The organism is Roseofilum sp. SBFL (assembly GCF_017746885.1).
Taxonomy (GTDB): domain Bacteria; phylum Cyanobacteriota; class Cyanobacteriia; order Cyanobacteriales; family Desertifilaceae; genus Roseofilum.
In genome coordinates this window covers 69946-89956 of sequence record NZ_JAGHZH010000197.1, presented here as the reverse complement: position 1 = coordinate 89956, position 20011 = coordinate 69946, and the positions used below count along the sequence as shown (strand labels likewise).

Below are 20011 nucleotides of genomic sequence, written 5' to 3'. Positions count from 1 at the left end.
GTCTTTCCTATTGGTCACTTATCTTTGGGGTTCCCACGATTAATTTCCTTGATTAATCTTGCTGGTCTTGCCCTCTTTCCTCTCTCCCTTGAGCCTGATTTCTTATTTTCCTCTGCCTAGAGTGATAGAAGAGGGATAGTTTAGAGCAAATTGCGCAAGGTAATCAAGAGGCGATCGCCGCTCTAGTTCAACTTCTAGAGAAGGCTCAGAGTGAATCTACTCGTAGGTGTACGGCCCAAAGTTTAGGGGAAATTGACCCTGGAAATCAAAAGGCGATCGCCGCCTTGGTGCAACTTCTGGTGCAGACGCGTGCTGAGTTTATCCGCAGGCAGGCGGCTGGGAGTTTAGGACAAATTATCCTCACTGAGGAACAGCAAAAAATGGTTGTCTCTGGATCTGAATCTGAAAACAACTTTGACCTATTTCAAAGTTGCTACCAACTTCTCTGGGACATTGCCCAAAGCCTTTCTTATGCTGAATTCTACCAAGCTTGGCATGGTAGTCTTTAGAGGCTTCAACTTGTATTTATCATCCAGAAACATTCTGTAAAATTGCCTCCATTTCTTCTAACTCGATCGCGCCAGAAAAACTCTCTCCCTTGCCCTGGGGTTCTCCTGGAGCGAACATGACGAAAAATGGGGTTCCAGAAAGTCCTAATCGATCGCCGAGTTGCCGGTCTTGTTCAATGGCTGAGGGTGCGATCGCCAGATCGTGTTGAAATTGTTCTAAATCTAACTCCAAATCTTGGGCTAATTGCTCATAAAAGCGATCGCTTAACCGATCCTGTTGGGCAAATAGAGCATCGTGATACGCCCAAAATTTCCCTTGTTGATTTGCAGCCCAAGCAGCTTGAGCGGCTTGTTCAGCTTGGGGATGGAGTTCAGTGAGGGGAAAGTGTTTATACACCAGTTGCACTGCGTCTTTGTGCTTGTCCATGAATTCAGCTACGGTATCATGGGCACGGGCGCAAAAGGGACATTGAAAGTCCGAAAATTCTATGAATAAGACTTGAAGATTTTCTGCACCCGTGGTGGGAGAGTTGCCGATAATGGTTTCTGGTTGGCGGTTGAGGGTGTCGAGAAAAGCGAGACGGTTTTGTTGTAAGGACTGTTGTTGCTGCTGCTGATAGGTTTGTACGGATTCAATAATCACTTCGGGATGATTGCGGATAATCTCTAGCACTTGTTGTTCGAGCTTAGAGTTAGCTGCTTGTGCAGGGAGGGTTGCACCGCAGAGGGTGAGTAAGGAGAGGAGCAGAGCGATCATACGACCCATCGCTGGTGCGATCGCACTTTTGAAGAGGCGATCGCCGATTTTGCAACAATTAACCATGATTTCCGTTTGTTCGATGGAAGGTAGAGCAGTCATCCGATCTTTTGCCTAATTTGAGTGGTCTGGGGAAAACTGTAATGATTTTTAATATAGAGCTGTGCGCTGGTCATGGGTAATCGGTGATTGGTAATGGCTGATTGGCTATACCTGAGAGCATAGTGCTATACGCTCTCAGGTTTTGCGAGGGCTGTTATTTGGTCATTTTTGTCTATTGAACCTATTTTTATAAAAACTAGACATAAAAGTTAGCTAAGATTTGATTCTAGAGTTTGATCCAGAATTGAAAGCAATAGAAGGGAAATAAGGTTAGATCAAACTTAAAAACAAGTGATTAAACCTTAATTCATTGCGATCGCCGCTTGGATTTCCCCGAAACTTCGTTAATAATGCGATCGAGACAGAGCTATAAAGCTTTAGGAGAGAGCACGTAATGAAACTATCAGTCTACGGAAAAGGCGGTATCGGCAAATCCACGACAAGCTGCAACATCTCCGTTGCACTCGCAAAACGAGGTAAAAAAGTCCTACAAATTGGCTGCGACCCCAAACATGACAGCACCTTCACCCTCACCGGATTTCTGATTCCCACCATCATTGATACGTTGCAAGCCAAAGATTACCACTACGAAGATGTTTGGCCCGAAGATGTAATCTTTAAAGGCTATGGTGGCGTAGACTGCGTAGAAGCGGGCGGCCCTCCTGCTGGAGCCGGATGTGGCGGTTATGTTGTTGGAGAAACCGTAAAATTACTGAAAGAACTCAACGCCTTTGACGAATACGATGTCATTCTCTTCGATGTACTCGGTGATGTGGTCTGCGGTGGTTTTGCTGCGCCCCTCAACTACTCCGACTACTGCATGATTGTCACCGATAACGGCTTTGATGCCCTCTTTGCCGCCAACCGCATCGCCGCCTCTGTGCGCGAAAAAGCCCGAACCCACCCCCTACGGTTAGCCGGTCTCATCGGTAACCGTACCTCGAAGCGCGACCTGATTGACAAATATGTAGAATCCGTTCCCATGCCAGTGCTAGAGATTCTGCCCTTAATCGAGGATATCCGTATCTCCCGCGTTAAAGGCAAAACTATCTTTGAAATGGCCGAAACCGACCCCACGTTAGAACCGGTTGCCAACTATTATCTCAACATTGCCGATCAAATGCTGGCACGTCCCGAAGGAGTCGTTCCCAAAGATGCGGCAGACCGCGACTTGTTCTCGCTACTCTCTGACTTCTATCTCAATCCTCCTAAAGAAGCAGTGAAGACGGAAGAGGAAGAACTGGAGCTGATGATGGTTTAAGCGCTTTGCGCTAGGGAATAGGGAATAGGGAATAGAGACGTTTTCAATCCCAAAAATCCTTAATTCTTAAAACTCTCCGCGTCTCTGTGTCCCCGCGTCCCCGTGTCTCCCTATCCCCGTCTCCCCACTCCCCAACCTCCCCAGTTCGGCCAGAAAAACAGTATCATGGCTCAACGAAACCCTTGCTATTGGATTGACTGCTGTGAGTATGGCTTTTTTCGATAACTTTACCGCTTCCATTCGCCAAAAATGGCTGGATTACTTTCAAGCCAATAAAGCTTGGCTGCTTCTGCAAATGGAGGTGAAGTCCAACAAAACGCCGGATGGGGGACGCAGACCCGCTTCTTCCCTGATTTTAGGGGTGGTGAATGCTCTAGAGCCGAAATTGGGCAATTTGATGGTTCCCTTCTTCAAGTTGAATGCGGATGAAGATGCCTTAGTGGATGTGTTGGGTTTAAATTTTGACCCGGAGCGGGAGTTAAACCCCAATGGAGAATCCCCCGCCATTGCTTCTCCAGCGCAACCAACGGGCGTGTCTCGTTTGTTACCGGATGGAGAAGACGATCTTTGATGTTAACCGATTGAAAAAATAGGTTTATTCTGATGACTGTTGCACAACCGGAAACCAGTGCCCTCAATTTTGAGTGTGAAACTGGCAATTATCATACGTTTTGTCCGATTAGCTGTGTTGCCTGGTTATACCAGAAGATTGAAGATAGTTTCTTTCTGGTGATTGGTACGAAAACTTGTGGTTATTTTCTGCAAAATGCCATGGGGGTGATGATTTTCGCCGAACCTCGCTATGCGATGGCAGAGTTGGAGGAGGGCGATATTTCGGCTAAGTTGAACGATTATGAGGAATTGAAGCGGTTGTGCGAACAAATTAAGCGCGATCGCAATCCTTCTGTTATTGTATGGATCGGGACTTGTACCACCGAAATCATCAAAATGGACTTGGAAGGTCTCGCACCCAAACTCGAAGCAGAAATTGGTATTCCCATCGTCGTTGCTCGCGCCAATGGCTTAGACTACGCCTTCACCCAAGGAGAAGATACCGTACTTGCAGCAATGGCGGCTCGCTGTCCGAAAACCGTGGAAAAACCGGAAGAAAAAGAAGAGCGCAACGCCATTCAACGCCTCCTCACGTTTGGCAAGAAAAAGGAAGAAGTGGTTCAAGAAGAATCGGAATATGTTGACCATCCTCCTCTGGTTTTATTCGGTTCGGTTCCCGACCCCATTGTCACCCAATTGACCCTAGAATTAAAGCGCCATGGCATCAAAGTTTCCGGATGGTTACCCGCCAAACGCTATACCGAATTACCGGTATTAGAAGAAGGCTATTATGTCTCTGGAGTCAACCCATTTTTATCCCGCACTGCCACAACTTTAATGCGTCGGCGCAAGTGTAAGTTAATTGGCGCACCCTTCCCCATCGGCCCCGATGGAACCAGAGCGTGGATAGAAAAGATTTGTTCCGTCTTCAATATCGAACCCAAGGGATTAGCAGAACGGGAGCAGCAAATCTGGGAAAGTGTAGAAGATTATCTGCAATTGGTGCGCGGTAAATCGGTCTTTTTCATGGGCGATAATTTATTAGAAATTTCCCAAGCCCGGTTCCTAATTCGCTGCGGTATGATTGTCCATGAAATCGGCATTCCCTACATGGATAAGCGCTATCAAGGAGCCGAGTTAGCCCTATTGGAAAAAACCTGTAAAGAGATGGGAGCGCCGTTGCCCAATATTGTGGAAAAACCGGATAATTACAATCAAATCCAACGGATTTACGAGCTGAAACCGGATTTGGTCATTACCGGAATGGCTCACGCGAACCCAATGGAAGCACGGGGAATTAATACCAAGTGGTCAGTTGAGTTTACATTTGCCCAAATCCACGGCTTTACCAACACCCGCGACATCCTAGAATTAGTCACCCGTCCCCTACGCCGGAATAATAACCTGAAGGATTTGGGTTGGGAGAAGTTAGTGAAGGAAGAAGCCAGGGTTTAGGGGATAACCCAGAAGCCGGGTTTCTTGAAGAAACCCGGCTTCTCTGCACTATCGTCAGATTTATAGCGATTTGCGCTTGTTTCAATCAAGCATCTAACTCTAATTCACCAATTTCTTTTATAATCCCTTCAGTCATACTTAGGGATTTCATCTACAATGAAGAATTTTTGATAGATCGCCAACTCGTTTTTGGAAAGTTCCATAGTGACTTAAAGCGATTTGTTCATTATGTAGTTTATGTTGCATTGAAAGTCCTGTAATAACAGACATCTCTGACGCTAATTTAAGTGAACTTACCGGAATATGAGGATAATATTTTGAAAAAATAAAAATAATTATTTTTAATATTTCACTTGCTTGACGTTCCGCAAAAAACTGATCTTCATGCCAACGATCTGTTTTTAATTTTATTTCTTGTATTGCTTTTCTAAATGCAGGTGTTCTTAGATATTGGGTGGACAAAACCTGAGACCATCTTTGCTTATCTCTTTTGTTAATTATTTTGTTTTTTTGAGAAATATTATTAGATTGTAAAATATCAGAAACTCTATTCTCAAAAGCGTTGTATATTGATTGCATTTTAACTTCATATTTTGTTAAATCCCTATCAAATTCTTTTCTACCTACTGATAAATTTACAATGTCACTTAATGTTTCTGGATGAATATTGTGGCCATCAAAAAACTTTTCGGATTCTATGGGGAAGTCATAAAATCCATTAGATGTGGCTACATTTTTTATGTTACTAAAATGTATATTTTCCTTCACTCTAAATTTATCGAACAAATATATTTTGTATTTTCCACTAGATAAGTTACTAAATTTTTTCAAATAAAAGCGAGGGACATAGTGCTGATTTGTTGTACTACCCATAAAAATTGATAAAATGATAAGTGTTTACAGGATGTAGCCTAATTGTAGCATATAGAATTGGAAATGGACAGATATCTAAATTTAGTATTAAGTTTTACTGTATTGTAGTTAAACTGCTGCTGTACAAAGGAGGGGATAGCGTCTCTCTAGAGTTTGCGACAGAGATCGCCTATACTAGAAGCAGCGAATGATGTGCGATCTCACCTACTCTATCTGACTAGAACATTAGTTTTTTGAGGTTCCCTAGAAAATGACCTTTAATGATGTTGTCGAAGTGGTTAAACAACTCTCTACGGATGAAAAAGAGGAAATGCAACTCTTACTGCAACAGTATATCCGTGAAGAGCGTCGCGATCTCATCACTGAAAATTTTAAATTAGCACAGCAAGAAGAACAACGTGGGGAACTCAAGTTTTCCTCAAGTATTAGCGAACTCAAACAAATGATTGAGCAATAGGGATGGAGGTTAGTTTTAGTTCCTCCTTCAAGCGTGCCTTTAAAAAACGGATCAAGGGAAATCCTGATTTAGAAGCTAGATTTTGGCAAAAATTGGAAGAATTTGTCATCGATCCCTTTACTCCAAGCTTGAGAACCCATAAATTATCTGGAAAACTGAAAGATTTGTGGAGTTTCAGTGTCGATTATGATGAGCGAGTCTTATTTTACTTTACAGAAGAGGAAACTGCTGTATTTATTGATATGGGTAGCCATGATGAAGTGTATTGAGTTGTACAAGGGCTTCGCCTCTTTCTGAGCTGTGGGGGAGCGATCGCCTATACTAGAAGCAGCGAATGACGTGCGATCGCTTTAAACTGTATTTGTCGCGTAAGGATAAAGTATTGCATCAGAAGAGAGTTAGAATCAATCACACACAGACAGTCTCTCTTTTTGACCCGTGGGATTGTTCTCCAAATACCCTTGTAACCATTGACACCCGGTTTCTAAGAGCTGGTCGAGTTCCAACTGATCTAGATGCCATAGGGTGACTTGTCCATCTCCACCGACAGAAATTAGGGTTTTGCCATCGGAGGTAAAACTGAGTCCATTAATCGAACGATGGGAACTTGCAGTCAGCACATGCAATAAGGTTCCATCTTTGCGCCAGAGGCGAATGGTGTTGTGGCTGGCGGATGCTAACTGTTCTCCATCAGGACTAAAGGCAACACTGGTGACTGTGTTTCCCTCATGTTCTAGGGGTTCACCCAAGAGTTGTCCCTGTCGGTTCCAGAGTTTGACTCGGCTATCATAACTGGCAGTGGCGATCGCCTGACCATCAGGAGAAAACGTTACCCCCCACACCCCAGCTCGATGTCGCAGAGTTCCCACCTGAGTGCCATCCGTGCGCCATAATTTTACTCGTCCCTCATCGCTTGCCGCAGCCACAAGCTGACCATTGAGGCTAAAACTGACCCAATTAATAGCAGAACTATCCGTGAATAAAGTTTTCAATAACGTCCCATCTGTGCGCCATAACTTCACCCGATAATCCTTACTTCCCGAAGCAATATACTTTCCATCGGGACTGACGCTGACACTGAGAACCACATCCCGATGACCCTCCAACGTTTGCAGCAGCTCACCTTTTAGGTTCCAAACCTTCACTTGGCGATCGTCCCCTGCCGTCACCAACTGCTGACCATCTGGCGTAAAGTCAACCCCCCAAACCTGTCCCTCATGACCCTTCCAGGACTTTAGCACCGTCCCATCCGGTTGCCATAACGTAATCATGCCATAATCCCCGATCGTAGCAATTTTACTCCCACTCACACTCACCCCATTCAGCGGGCCACCTCCATCCCAGACCTCCATCAGGGACTTATTCAAGCGCCACACCTTCACCGACTTATCCAAACTAGCCGAAACAATGCGACTCCCATCAGGACTAAACCCCACCTTGGGAACCCAATGGGTATGACCAATTAAGGTTTTTTGCAAACTGTTATTATCCAACCCCCCCCAAATTTTAATGGTCTTATCCTTACTTGCCGTCACAAACTGTTTCCCATTGGGACTAAATCGTACATCTAAAACAGTATCCTCATGGGCTTCAATTTGCTTAAGAAAGCCCTCCTCAGTCCAAAAACTTACCGTCCCTTTTTTCTGTCCTGTTTCCTCATCAACGACCTGACCGGCAGTCGCCAAAAGTCCCCTTTCTGACCAACTCATGCTATATATTTCTTGCACTTCTGGCTCGCCCACAAAAGTTTTCACTAACGAGCCATCCAAACTCCAAAAGCGAATCTTGCCGTCAAAACTAGCCGTGGCAACCAACTGACCATCGGGAGAAAATACCACACTTAAAACAGGAAAATCATGGGATAAAGTTACTACTTCCGAGCCATCTTTACGCCAGACTTTTACGGTTTTATCTCGACTCGCTGAAGCAATCAAAGGATTCTTCGGGTCTTGATGAGCAGCGAGAGCAATAACTTGATCCCTATGACCTTTTAATTCCACATATTCTATCCGATCTAAGTTTGCCACCTTGCCTAAATCGGGAAAATTGCCTAAATTCCACAGTTTAATACTATGATCCCAACTGCCAGAGGCTAACCATTTTCCATCCTCCAGAAACACCAAACTGGTAATAATATCTTGATGACCGGGAATCGTGAAACAAGGCTTACCTTGCTCATCCCAGATGCGAATGGTGCGGTCTTCCCCTGCGGTTGCAATTAGTTTACCATCGGGGCTAAAAGTGGCAGCATAAACCCCATCTTTATGTCCCTCTAAGCGATTTTCTTCACTAATTCTATAAACTGCATAGGATAGGGTTTTCTCAATTGTATCGGACACTGATTTAGGCAAAAATGGCGTACTTTTAATTTGTTCTCCCGCCTTCAGTCCGGTGGTTAAACCTTCAATTTCATTATTGAGTCCTACTAAAGCTTCAGAAGATGTCCCTAATGTTTTAATCTGATTAATCACCCCATTCCAGGCAAATCCTCCTAATCCTACTATAAAAAAGCCCGCACCCACTAAGAGCGAATTCACAATTAACTTGCGCTGTCGTTCACTCTTTTTATGTTTCGCTTTTGCTTGGGCTAATGCAGTTAATAATGTTTTTTCTTGCCGCAAGTTTTCCAGAACGAGTTTTCCTTTCGATAAGCGTTTTTTCTCCTGGTCTATAGATTCTGACTCGGACGTAGAATGATTGGAATTAGGGATATAATCTTCCAAATCCTGTTGTACTACCTTATAGCGCTCTTCAGCGATTTGAGAAATGAGAAGATTTTCATCCCGTAAGGCTTCAATTTCTTTTTGATTTTGGTCGTTTTCTTCCTGAAGTTGGGATCGCTCCTGATTAATGAACTGTTGTTTCTGACTTTGGATAAACTCAACCAGATAATCATGAACCAACTGATACCGAGGTTCGGGTTGTTCGGGAATCGGATAGATTAAGCCCGATCCAAAGAAAATATCTAAAATTAGCTCTAGGGTTTCTGGAGCAAGATCGGAACCCATTTGGGCTAAAATTTCGGATTTTGTTTTTAAGGGACGATTGTCGTCTTCATCGATAAAAGTGTAAACTACTTTTCGGGCATGATACTTGTTCTTTTCTCCACAATCTGCAATCACAGACTCTAAAAAATTCTCGACTAATTTGTGCTTAGATTCGACTTGAAGATATTGCTCTAGTGTGGTAATGTTAAGCTCTTGAAGTTGAGAGCCAACAATTTGTAATTCAATTGGTCTGACTTCATTGGTTCCGACTGATAAATCATTGACTAAAGCCTCAATCAAATCATCATCCAGTTCAAATTGAGTCTTCTGAGTCAAATTTTTAATCACTTCAAAGGTATGTACTTTGGAAAAATTGCCCAAAGCATAGCGATTACTTTTATCGAGTAAATTACAGGCGATCGCCTCCAAGGATATATTTTGTTCAATTTCTAACAGATGATGCAAGTAATCTTCCCGAATCGAGAAAATGATTTTCAGCCCTGCTTGATTGATGCACTGTTCTAAAAATTGATAAAAGCGTTGTCGCTTTTCAGGATCAGTACAAACAAAGAAAAATTCTTCAAACTGGTCAAAAATGAGTACTATTAAGCCACTTTGATCGGCAATTTGGTCGAAGATTTGTAGATAAGCTTCTGGGGTATAATCCGAGAGTTCTCTAGATGTAAATTGAAAGTGTTTTAAGGATTGATTGAGGGCTTTTCCCAAGTTGACTATCCAATCGGAATATACGCGCATAACGACCGGAACTGGAATTCGATCTCCTAGAGTGGTTCGATGCAACGTGGGCACTAATCCTGCGCTGACAATCGAACTTTTTCCTACTCCAGAAGGGCCATGAATCACCGTTATTTTATAATCCGGACGACTAATCCGATAAAGGAGGTTTTGCACATCTTTTTGGCGGTTAGAGGTGGAGATCGCTTCAGCAACTTCCCCAACCTGTGCATCAGTTTCTATGCGATTAGCCAAGAGGGGATTTAAGGCTTGTTGAGCGGGTCTTAATTGGGCTGCCCCCACAAAGGGACGTAATCCATACTGGGACTGGACTGAGCGCTGTTCTTGTTTGAGTGAAAAAGCTTCTCGATAACACTGTTCATCAAAATAGAGCGATCGCAGCCCTTTCAATAAGCGTAAATACCGGTGTGGATCATGGCGAGCATTGCTTTGGGTAATGGCATATTCTAGTTTATGTTTCGCTGCTGCTAACGTCTGATACGCCTGTTGATAGTGCTTCAAATGACGCAAACATTGGACTAATTGTAATTGAAATAACTGAGACCAGAGGAGAGGATATAATCCTTGTGGTAAAGGCGGTAAATCTTGGTCAACAGGTGAGTCTGCTGCTGAGTCTAAAATTGCTAAACACTGCTTTAATTGCTCGCGGGCTATTTCCCACTTTCCCTGTTCTAGGGCGAGTTTGCCTAAAAAACCATAATCGAGAGCTAACTGAATGGGTAAACCATACTGCTGATGCAAATCAAGGGACTTTTGGGTAAACTCTACCAGAGTTTCCCAGGCTTGTAAATGTTGCAGTACATCACTGACTTGTCCCGTCATTTGCGCTATTAAATCCTGCCGATCAGCATCTTGAAAGCACTGTATAGCTTGATAGAAATAATGCCACGCCTGTTCCCATAATTGCTGATTTTCTGGGTTTTCTTGGGCAGGATAAAAGTAACAAAGTCCTAGATAGAAGAGCAATACGCCTTGATGCTCTAAATTGGGCTGAGGGGATAACTGTTGTTCATAATTTAATGCGGTTTGATAAGAATCGATCGCGCCTTCAATCTGCCCTTGCATCAATCGATCGTGACCTAAAAGAATCGCTACTCTTGCTTCTAAACTGTCATCAAATACAGTTTCTCGGCGCTCCAGGGTAGAGAGCGCAAATTCTAATTCTGCACGATGTTGGCCGCATCCGCCCTGTTTGGGAGAAATAAAAGACAGGGGAAATGCGAGCAGTTGTTTATGCTCGCGACTTAAGAGATTGTCGAGTAAGGTTTGTGCTTTCTGGATAATCAGGGTAGAGAGCGCTTCGGTGGTCAGATCGAAGGAGATGGGATTAGCGGCAAAGTTGGCAAAATCGGGTGCAAGTTGCAAAAATTGATGGAGTAGGCGATCGTTGACCCATAAAACGAGGGGACAGTTGAGTTGTTTGCGAAATTCATCCCGGATAACATTGGTGGAAATTAAGATATCTTCTAAGTTAATGACGGATTCTAGACCTAAGACTAATAATGCAGAGAGTCGATCTTCAGCCAGGGCAAAATCAGCTTTAACCGTGTGATATAAATGGTTAATGTCTGGGGATAATTGCAAGCATCGAAATGGGGGAATTTCATCCGTTATTTTTGGCGATCGCTCCTTTAGAGCCTCAGATAAACGCTTTAACAGGTATTCTCGCAATTGGACATAGTTACAGCGTACTAAAATTAAGGAAAATTGCCCTTGAGACAGGGAAATAGCTCGGGCCAACTGTTTGAGGGCCCGTTCATTCTCTATGAAGTCGCAATCTTCCCACTGTTGTTCTGTGCTAACCATTGCTTGAACTTTTGATGCTCGTATAGGGCTGGATTGAGGGCAAACCAAGAGCCTTCAGCATCTCGGTACTCAAAGACAAACATACTGCGTAATAAGGTCAAGTACTCGAGGTCTCCTTGTACGCTTTGCTGATTGACCACTCGATACAAGAGTTCCCATATCTCATCGTTAATCGAGGTGGTTAAATAATCCCGACGGTCTCGAATGACTGTCTCTAGTATATCCCGTGAAAAGGGCGGGTCTTCTTGTTGCAGACAACTAAAGAGCATTCCCAAGAGGTTTCGCATGTGACCCCCACTGACTTCACAGAGCCGATCTAAGGTATCGGGGTGGTCAAAGAGTTCTAAAATACAGGCTTGTTGCTCTTCTAAGGGGCGATCGGGAAATGCACGGGTTAAGACCATATGCTGCAAGAGTTGCATCCCTTTGGGGAAGGGTTCTCCAGTGCGGGTTTTCACCGGAACCATGGGGAGAACTTTGGGAGTAATTCCTCCTCCAAGGCGGTTTTTTAGGGTTTCACATTCACTGGAAAAAATCAGGGAGAGGGGAATCGTATAGACGAGATGACAGTCGAGTTGACGCAGTTGCGCACCTCGGTCAATAAACAGATATTCAGGTAAGAGTCGTCCAGTAGGCCCTGCTTGATTATGTACCCGGTCGAGGTTATCGATAATGACGACTAATCCTTTTTTCCCCTGACGCTTGAGTTGCGCGGTGGCGACTTGCAGGAGTTCTTGGTTAATGGCTTCTAAAATACTGGCGGTGCGGGGTTCGAGATAGTTGCGAAGACGATGGCGCAGTTTTTGGCTTTCTTTGGTTTTGGCTGTGATTTTGGCAATACCGAGGGGAAGGGAGAATTCTAGTTCACCGCTACTGTTGGCGCTGATGTCTCCTACTCCAGGAATGGATGCTTCGGCGCTTAAGTCAATGGGAGTTTGGAGAAAGTCTACCGCGTCTTTGAGCAGGGTTTTGAACGTGCGCGGTTGCAGTTGGATGGAGCGCTGCTGTAAATGTTCGCTGACTTGACGGGCGATCGCCAATAAAATATCGGTAATGTCAATATCGCCCATATCTAGGTCTTCAGAGGACTCAAAGTAGACCACCTCGAAGTTTTGTTCCTCTAGCAAGGCTTTTAAGCGCAATAGTTCGGTGGATTTTCCGCATCCAATATGGCCGGTGAACAGTTGGCACGTGGGGCGATCGGGGGATAGGGTGATAATGGTACGACCCAATGCTTTGACAATTTTGCCCCCCCGCACAGAAGAAAAATCAATATAATAGCGGCTATTGTCAGGATCGCCCAAGTCTAATGGTGCAGATGGATTGCAGGCTTGGTAAAATCGCCCTAAATCTAAAGTCATAAGTTTATGTATGGTGACGCGCTAGAGAATAGAAAATAGGCAATTGGGCTAACATCCTAACCAGGTACAATCCCCTCGTCCTCCCCGTTGATCTCTGGCTTCTGGATTGACCAAGGGTTTGATTCGATTCGGCTGACTCTGGTCTGAAGTCGAAAAAGAGTCCAGGGGTTGCTTGGACGAAAGGGGATAATCGGACCCATCGCTATAAAGAGGATTCATCCCTAAACAGAATACGATCGCGATCGGTACAATTCTACGATTGTTGAACATGATAACCTTCTCCTTCACCCCATTGAGCGGGGAGTTCTATAGAAACTCAGCTATGGTCTGAAGACCTAATTCACTATTCATCCCATTCCCTTGGACTTCAGGAAGACAGAATTCAGGTATTGTCTCTATATTTCCAAAAGACGATAAATCAAGTCTAAAAGTTCATCTTACTCATTACTCAAGGGTGAAATCTATATATAATGGACATTTTGTCAAGTCCCAAATATGGACAGAAAGTAATTAAATCACACTATTTGTGGGCTACCCAAGGAAAGGTGAAAAGCTCCTTCCATTTTTCTTAACTTTCTGAGGGACAAAACTCAACTAGGGAACTATAATGAGAAAGTCACTGCTTTTATTGCAACTATTTTTTAATAGTGCTAAAAACTTTGTTGTACTTCTTCAAACATTATAAAGCAACCGGTATTGTCGGTTTTATTGGGATTGTCCTTTCAATTACAGCCAGCATACTGGTGTACCGATGGGAAGTGACTAAAGGTTTAGAGAAGTTTGAGCAACAATCGACCATTTTAGTCACTGAGCTACAAAGCAAGTTGGATAGCTATACCCAATTAACTCGCTCTATGGGTGCTTTTTTTAATGCCAGCTCAGAAGTAAATCAGAAAGAATTTCAAAATTTTTCTCAAACCTTGTTGCCCTACTATGATGGCTTGTTGGGGCTAGGCTGGGCGAAAAGAGTCGAAGCTCAACAACGGCAGAGCTATGAGCAGCAATTCTACGAGATCGTCGAATTAAGCGATCGCGGCGATCGGGTTGCAGCCGGCGATCGTACCATTCACTTTCCAACCACATATATCGAGCCTTTAGATGAACTGCAAGACTATCTTGGCTCCGACGCAGCAGCCGATCTCAAACGGTTGCAGGCCTTAGATCGGGCAGAATATTTGGAACTGAGCGTGACCACTCCATTAGTCACCCTAGAAAATGGCCAGCCAGGCTTTCTCATTTACTATCCAGTCTTCGATGAGAATGAGGTATTTCAAGGAGCGGTATTTGGCTTATACGAATTGCAAACTTGGCTAGAAGCAGCACTTTACAACCTCAATCTAAACAACATCGATTTTTATATCTATGGCCTACCCGAAGATCAGTTAGATTCAGCTTTAAATAAAACGAGGGTCAGTGCCAGTGAAGGATTTTTAATGGCCTATAAATCTGACAACGAAACCCTCACCCAATCTCCAGATGTAGCACAGTTAAGCAAACTAGAGTCTGGATTGGGGACATGGCGAGAGTCTAACCCCTGTCCCTATCAATCTCAATGGCAATTCTGTATTCGTTCAATGAATATGGATCGACAGGAACTTTCCCTGCTCGTCTTGCCCGCTTCCCCTCATTCCCTGTTGAATTGGCGAGCTGCAAGTGTACTGGCCTTAGGTTTATTGGGAACTGGTTCGTTAGTGATGTACTTATCAATTGCCACATGGACTCAATTAAATGTTGACACTAAAAATAAGGAGTTAGAAGAGTTATTACAAGAATTACAACAGGCTCAACTGCAATTAGTACAAACCGAAAAAATGTCCAGTTTAGGACGATTAGTGGCAGGAGTTGCCCATGAAATCAATAATCCAGTTAATTTTATTTATGGGAATGTACAATATGCAAAAACATATTTTGAAGATATTTTTAATTTGGTGTGTGAATATCAAAAAGAATATTCTGAACCCAGTGAAAATATCCAAGCTATGATAGAAGATATCGATTTGGATTTTCTTGCTGAAGATTTACCCAGCTTGTTAGATTCTATGCAGATAGGGACACAACGGTTGAAACAAATAATTTTATCATTACGGAATTTTTCTCGGTTAGACGAATCAGAAGTCAAAGCCGTAGACATTCATCTCGGCATAGATAGTACATTAATGATTTTGAATAGTTGTATCAAAGCTCAAGGTCAACGACCAGAGATCAAAATTGTCAAACAATATGGTTCTATTCCTCCAATTCAATGTTATGCCGGTCAGCTTAATCAAGTTTTTATGAATATTTTGAGTAATGGAATCGATGCTTTAGAGGAACACTTTACTGCACAGAAGAAAGAAGAGCAATCACCTACCATTGTCATTGAAACGTCTCAAGAAGATCGGGACTGGATTGCCATCAAAATCATAGATAATGGCCCCGGTATTCCTGCTGAATTACATTCCCGACTATTCGATCCATTTTTTACGACCAAGCCCATTGGCAAAGGAACAGGACTGGGATTATCAATTAGTTATAAAATTATTACTGAGAAACATGCAGGACATTTGATGTTTTCATCTATAGTGGGAAAAGGGACAGAATTCATCATAAAGTTACCCCTATCCCAGATTTTTTTACCTTCTTAAAAAAGATCTAAAGAGAGTGATTATACTCTCTCTTCTAAGTTCGGAACTCACGTGTATTTTCCTTGATGTTTCTGAATAGTACGATATAGCCCTTCACGGTAGTCCATAGATAATAGGGTTGTGGTACATGGCTTTAAGAGTTTGATATTGTACTTCACAACATCACAAAGCGCTGTAATTAACCGAATAATCGCAATCTCGTCTCTTGACCAATCTTTGTGGTAAAGAATGGATCAAAAATGTTCTGTTGAATCTCCGAACGAATCCCTTAACCATTGTCTTTGAACACTTAAGGGGTGACAAGGAGGCTCAATAGTAGGGAGGGTGGAGGTAGATATTTAAGGAAGACTCTTCCTGGATCGGAGAATTTGTTCCAGCCACTAATGTGTCGATTCTCTAGATTATGGTACTCAATCTTTTCCAATTTCTGGGTTTCCTCATTATTCGCCCTATCTCCACTATCCCCGATCCTGGCGTATAGATTATAATGTCCTAAAGGATTTCTTAAATCTTCTTAACCTTGCTAATGTCCGGAAACTCTTTATTATCTCCTCAACACCCCAATTCCACCTTCCCTTGGACTCGTGTAATCACGGGTTTAGTGGCTATTCCCATTGCCCTATCGGTCACATTCTTGGGGGGCTGGTATTTTACCCTGGGATTTGGGATTATCGTTTATCTCGGTCAATGGGAATATTTTCAAATGGTGCGGGCGAAGGGCATTCTCCCAGCCGCCAAGACTACTGTGGTCATTACCCAGATTTTGTTGGTCATCTGTACGATTTCGTCTTCTTTAGCCGATGCAGTTGTACCGGTTGCCGGTACGTTGATTTGTTTTTATTTACTCTTTCAACCGAAGTTAGCGACGATCGCCGATATTGCCTCTTCTATTTTAGGCTTATTCTATTGTGGCTATTTGCCCAGTTATTGGGTCAGGTTGCGCTCCATGGGCGAAACTTCTAGTTTGCAATGGAGTTTAGCCCTTCCCAATCATTGGCCTGCTTGGCAGGAGGTGCCCATGGGCTTTAAGTTAACTGTGTTATCGTTCGTCTGTATCTGGGCTGCCGATATTGGCGCTTATGCGTTTGGGAAGTTATGGGGGCGCACTCGACTCTCGCAAATTAGCCCTAAAAAGACTGTTGAAGGAGCTGTTTGTGGGGTGATTGGTAGTATCATTGTGGCTATGGGTGGGGCATATTTCCTCCATTGGCCCTACTGGGAATTCACTGGGTTAACCTTGGGTTTAATGATTGGTATTGCCAGCTTGCTTGGTGATTTAACTGAGTCGATGATGAAACGGGATGCGGGAATTAAGAATTCTGGCGAGCTACTTCCTGGTCATGGTGGCATTCTGGATCGGGCCGATAGTTATGTATTTACTGCGCCTTTAGTGTATTATTTTGTCACTTTGGTTTTGCCCCTGTTATCCCCAGGAAGTTAAGGCAGAACAGTAATTTGACCCATACAGAAAACTTTTTTGGGACTGAGGTAGAGCTGTTGAAGGGCGACTTCAGTCCCTAACTCTATTTCTAGGCTATTTAAAGGGTTAGGAAATAGTCCATCAGGAGCTTGAATGTTTAGGAGATGAAAGCGGAGTAAATGGCCTTCAACTAGCTCTAGAGAGCTATCTATATTCAGACTAGCTTCAGGATCGTGGGGTTGGGGCCAGGTGGCACCGAGGGTGAGTTGGCGATCGCCTAGGGTAATGCTCTGCCACTGGGGTACAGAGGCAGCTAGAAGGCGCTCTCCATCTGCTCCACTCGCCTTGAGGAGTTCTCGCAACAATTCAGTGAGTCCTTGGGAGAGCAAACCGTCAGGAATCAGAGAGTTCCGCAGTTCTTGGGCCGTAATTTGCAGTTGTCCCGTGACGAGGATGGGTTCGAGCAAACGTAGGGGTTTGCGCCGCAGAACTTGGGGTAAGTTGGTGTGAATGGTTTGAGCTTCGAGATCGATTTGACTGAGATGGAGTCCTTGGTAGGTGGCTTGACTGGCTTGGACGGCAACGTGGGGAATGAGACCTGATAGAATTTGGCGATCGCCGGCATCAATACTCAGATGCAAATCTTGGATATCTTCAGCTTGGGATTTGAGCCACAGTTGTAAGGCAGGAGAAAGTACCCGACTAATAAGACCGTGTTTACTGGTTGGAGAAGTCATATCCATTAAAAATCAAAATGGGTAGCCAATTCTAGCCTAAATATAACCTTTCCTGGCTCCTTTTTCGATTAGAAAGCTTTCTAATTCCTCAGATATTCCTGGATTATTAATAAACTTTGCACCGTTTACCTCCATAGTTTGGTCATACTTAACCTCTGTCAAGTCAGTACCTATAAGCTTAGTATTCGTTAGATTCGTTATCCCTCGATATTTCTGTAGATCTTCTTTGAATTTTTCTACTGCCATCTTTCGTCCTTCCAATGGATTATCTGATATAGTCGATTCTTTGATTTTTTCTTGAAACTCTTCCCATCTTTTGCTAAGTGCAACATCGTGCTGTATTTTAGCTAGTATTTCTTCCTTAAATCGCAAAGGACTTTGGGGGGAATCACTCAAATCTTTACTAATTTTTTCTTCTATATTCTTAATTAAATGATATCTTTTCAAATTAGCATTGATTAACTTAGCACCAGTTAAATCAGCACCAGTTAAATCAGCACCAGTTAAGTCAGCACCAGTTAAGTCAGCACCAGTTAAATCAGCACCAGTTAAATCAGCACCAGTTAAGTCAGCACCAGTTAAGTCAGCACCAGTTAAGTCAGCACCAGTTAATTTAGAATTAATTAACTTTGCATCAGTTAGGTCAGCATTTTTTAAATCAACACCTGTTAGATCGGCATTCCTTAGATTCGCCTTAATTAGTTTCGCTGGAACTCGCTTAAAACATTTATTACTCTTAACTTCTGGATTTTTATTATCTAGATGATCGCAAGCTTCATGTAGTGTAGTCTGTTGTAAGTTAGCACCAATTAAAATAGCACCAGTTAGGTCAGCACCATTCAACTTAGCCTTAGTGAAATTAGCCTTAGAGAGTTGAGCCTTACTTAGATTCGCTCGAGTTAGATCGGCACACTGGTCTTTAGGAGCATTAGTTTTACTTGTATTAGACCTTCGATTATTATAGCTACTGCACTCTAAATGAGCTTCCTGTAAGTCAGCACCGGTTAAGTCAGCACGAGCTAATTTCGCACCAATTAAGTCAGCACCAATTAAGTCAGCACCAGTTAAGTCAGCACCAGTTAAGTCAGCACGCTCTAATTTAGCACGGGTTAAGTCAGCCTCGCTTAAATCAGCACGGGTTAAGTTAGCCTCGCTTAAATCAGCACACTTTAGGATTTCGATCTCATCTTCTGAAAGAGGAAACCACGAAAAAGGACCTGGTTGTTTAATCATATCACAGGAAAAATCCGCGTAAGAAAATTTTGCTTGTTCTAAGTTTGTATTGGGAAAAGTTGCTCCTCTTAAATCTGCTTTAGCTAAATTAATATTTTTCAGAACTAATCCTTTGAATTCGACAAACTTCAGATTTGCTGTCTTGTAAAATTCACATTTATAGGAATAAAAATCTTCTTCTAGATCGCTTGAATTACAAGAGTCATTTTTGTTATTGATTGAGATTCCCGATCTATACAAAAAAAGAACAATTCTAGCTTTTCTGTCTGTTCCTTCACTCAACTCTCGCAAGGTAACCAAAGTCAAATTTTGAATAAAAATATTTTCTTCTTGCTCTTGAAGATCCTCTTTTTCTTGCATAAAGACATTTTCTTCTTCCTTTTGAATTCCCTCTTTTTCTTGAATGTAATCTTTTGAAAGTTTTATTTCCTTAATGTGACTCATATATCCTTCAACAATTCTTTGATCGTTAAGAATTTTAGAGGTGTTTTGTTCTCTTAAATTCGCTTCATGGTTTGAGTAAATACCAAATAGACCAGCAGATAAACTCAGAAGGAGCGCAGTAGGGACAATCGTCTTGAAGTCTTCCCACCACTTGAAGTGATGCTTCCATTTTTGAAAACAGTTTTTAGGTGAAATTAATTCATGATATTTGTTGTTTCGTAAGAATTCTCTTAAATTTTCAAAGTCGTCATGGTCATTTTTTTCTGAGAAAAATTTCTCCAATTCTTCTCCACTTAAATTCTCGGAGTACTCCTGAGCTATTTTATGAGCAATATCTTCAGCAATTTTCTGCTTAATTAAACACAAATCGATATCCCTTTTTGGAGATTCATTCTCAGTATTATTTTCTCCTATCGTTTCGGGGGATGAAACAGCTTGGGTTTCATCAAGATTATGCTCTTGAATCGTTGGAGAAGTTTGTGCCTGGGGGTTGGGTGCTGAATGAGTCATGATAGTTAAAATGATTTTTATGAAGAGAACAGAAAATCAAACTACCGATCGCACGGATGTGCTTTAGTTTAGCATACCCAAAACCAGTATCGTGTAACAATTTATGACTTCGATTTTAGTTTTGTGAATCAGCAGCAGTTGCGGTAGAATGACTCTGCGATCGCCAT

General features: G+C 42.8%; 15 protein-coding genes. 8 read left to right on the top strand and 7 right to left on the bottom strand.

The features are described 5' to 3' along the window. The first annotated feature begins 149 nt into the window (after positions 1-149). Complete coding sequence (locus J7545_RS23615; protein WP_318702071.1) at positions 150-509, top strand: HEAT repeat domain-containing protein; 360 nt, start codon at positions 150-152, stop codon at positions 507-509. A gap of 19 nt (positions 510-528) precedes the next feature. Here J7545_RS23615 and J7545_RS23610 read toward each other — a convergent pair whose 3' ends face one another. Next, positions 529-1368, bottom strand: coding sequence for a DsbA family protein (locus tag J7545_RS23610; protein ID WP_318702050.1), 840 nt, complete (start codon positions 1366-1368; stop codon positions 529-531). Between the two features lie 394 nt (positions 1369-1762). Between J7545_RS23610 and bchL the strand changes: the two genes are divergently transcribed. From bchL to J7545_RS23595, 3 genes are all read left to right on the top strand, one after another. Beyond that, entirely contained in the window at positions 1763-2629 is an 867-nt protein-coding gene (bchL, locus tag J7545_RS23605) for a ferredoxin:protochlorophyllide reductase (ATP-dependent) iron-sulfur ATP-binding protein (protein ID WP_318702051.1), read from the top strand. Between the two features lie 208 nt (positions 2630-2837). Continuing rightward, positions 2838-3200: a DUF5331 domain-containing protein gene (locus J7545_RS23600; protein ID WP_318702052.1), complete on the top strand. Its 363-nt coding sequence runs from the start codon at positions 2838-2840 to the stop codon at positions 3198-3200. Positions 3201-3232: 32 nt separating this feature from the next. Then, positions 3233-4636, top strand: coding sequence for a ferredoxin:protochlorophyllide reductase (ATP-dependent) subunit N (locus J7545_RS23595; protein WP_318702053.1), 1404 nt, complete (start codon positions 3233-3235; stop codon positions 4634-4636). A gap of 147 nt (positions 4637-4783) precedes the next feature. Here J7545_RS23595 and J7545_RS23590 read toward each other — a convergent pair whose 3' ends face one another. Next, entirely contained in the window at positions 4784-5509 is a 726-nt protein-coding gene (locus tag J7545_RS23590; protein WP_318702054.1) for a DUF4238 domain-containing protein, read from the bottom strand. A gap of 250 nt (positions 5510-5759) precedes the next feature. Here J7545_RS23590 and J7545_RS23585 point away from each other — a divergent pair, with 250 nt between their 5' ends. Together J7545_RS23585 and J7545_RS23580 are read left to right on the top strand one after the other, a co-directional pair. After that, positions 5760-5966, top strand: coding sequence for a hypothetical protein (locus tag J7545_RS23585; protein WP_318702055.1), 207 nt, complete (start codon positions 5760-5762; stop codon positions 5964-5966). 2 nt (positions 5967-5968) lie between these two features. Beyond that, positions 5969-6235 carry a type II toxin-antitoxin system YafQ family toxin gene (locus J7545_RS23580; protein WP_318702056.1) on the top strand — a complete coding sequence of 89 codons (267 nt, stop codon included), beginning with the start codon at positions 5969-5971 and terminating at the stop codon, positions 6233-6235. A 135-nt stretch (positions 6236-6370) separates the two neighbouring features. Here J7545_RS23580 and J7545_RS23575 read toward each other — a convergent pair whose 3' ends face one another. The 3 genes from J7545_RS23575 to J7545_RS23565 are packed head-to-tail and all read right to left on the bottom strand — an operon-like array spanning position 6371 to position 13146. Further along, the gene (locus tag J7545_RS23575; protein ID WP_318702057.1) at positions 6371-11515 is read right to left on the bottom strand and encodes a hypothetical protein; all 5145 of its coding nucleotides are present in this window, start codon (positions 11513-11515) and stop codon (positions 6371-6373) included. Next, positions 11473-12876: a P-loop NTPase fold protein gene (locus tag J7545_RS23570; RefSeq protein ID WP_318702058.1), complete on the bottom strand. Its 1404-nt coding sequence runs from the start codon at positions 12874-12876 to the stop codon at positions 11473-11475. The genes J7545_RS23575 and J7545_RS23570 overlap by 43 nt, the downstream gene beginning before the upstream one ends. A gap of 48 nt (positions 12877-12924) precedes the next feature. Then, positions 12925-13146: a hypothetical protein gene (locus J7545_RS23565; protein ID WP_318702059.1), complete on the bottom strand. Its 222-nt coding sequence runs from the start codon at positions 13144-13146 to the stop codon at positions 12925-12927. Positions 13147-13523: 377 nt separating this feature from the next. Between J7545_RS23565 and J7545_RS23560 the strand changes: the two genes are divergently transcribed. After that, entirely contained in the window at positions 13524-15500 is a 1977-nt protein-coding gene (locus tag J7545_RS23560; RefSeq protein WP_318702060.1) for a CHASE domain-containing protein, read from the top strand. Between the two features lie 526 nt (positions 15501-16026). Further along, entirely contained in the window at positions 16027-16941 is a 915-nt protein-coding gene (locus tag J7545_RS23555) for a phosphatidate cytidylyltransferase (protein ID WP_318702061.1), read from the top strand. On the opposite strand, the gene J7545_RS23550 is transcribed toward J7545_RS23555, so the two are convergent. After that, a complete protein-coding gene (locus J7545_RS23550; RefSeq protein ID WP_318702062.1) occupies positions 16938-17657 on the bottom strand; it encodes a DUF2993 domain-containing protein in 720 nt (239 codons plus the stop codon). The genes J7545_RS23555 and J7545_RS23550 overlap by 4 nt on opposite strands. A gap of 36 nt (positions 17658-17693) precedes the next feature. Then, positions 17694-19844, bottom strand: a complete 2151-nt coding sequence (locus J7545_RS23545) for a pentapeptide repeat-containing protein (protein ID WP_318720204.1) — start codon at positions 19842-19844, stop codon at positions 17694-17696. Positions 19845-20011 lie beyond the last annotated feature (167 nt).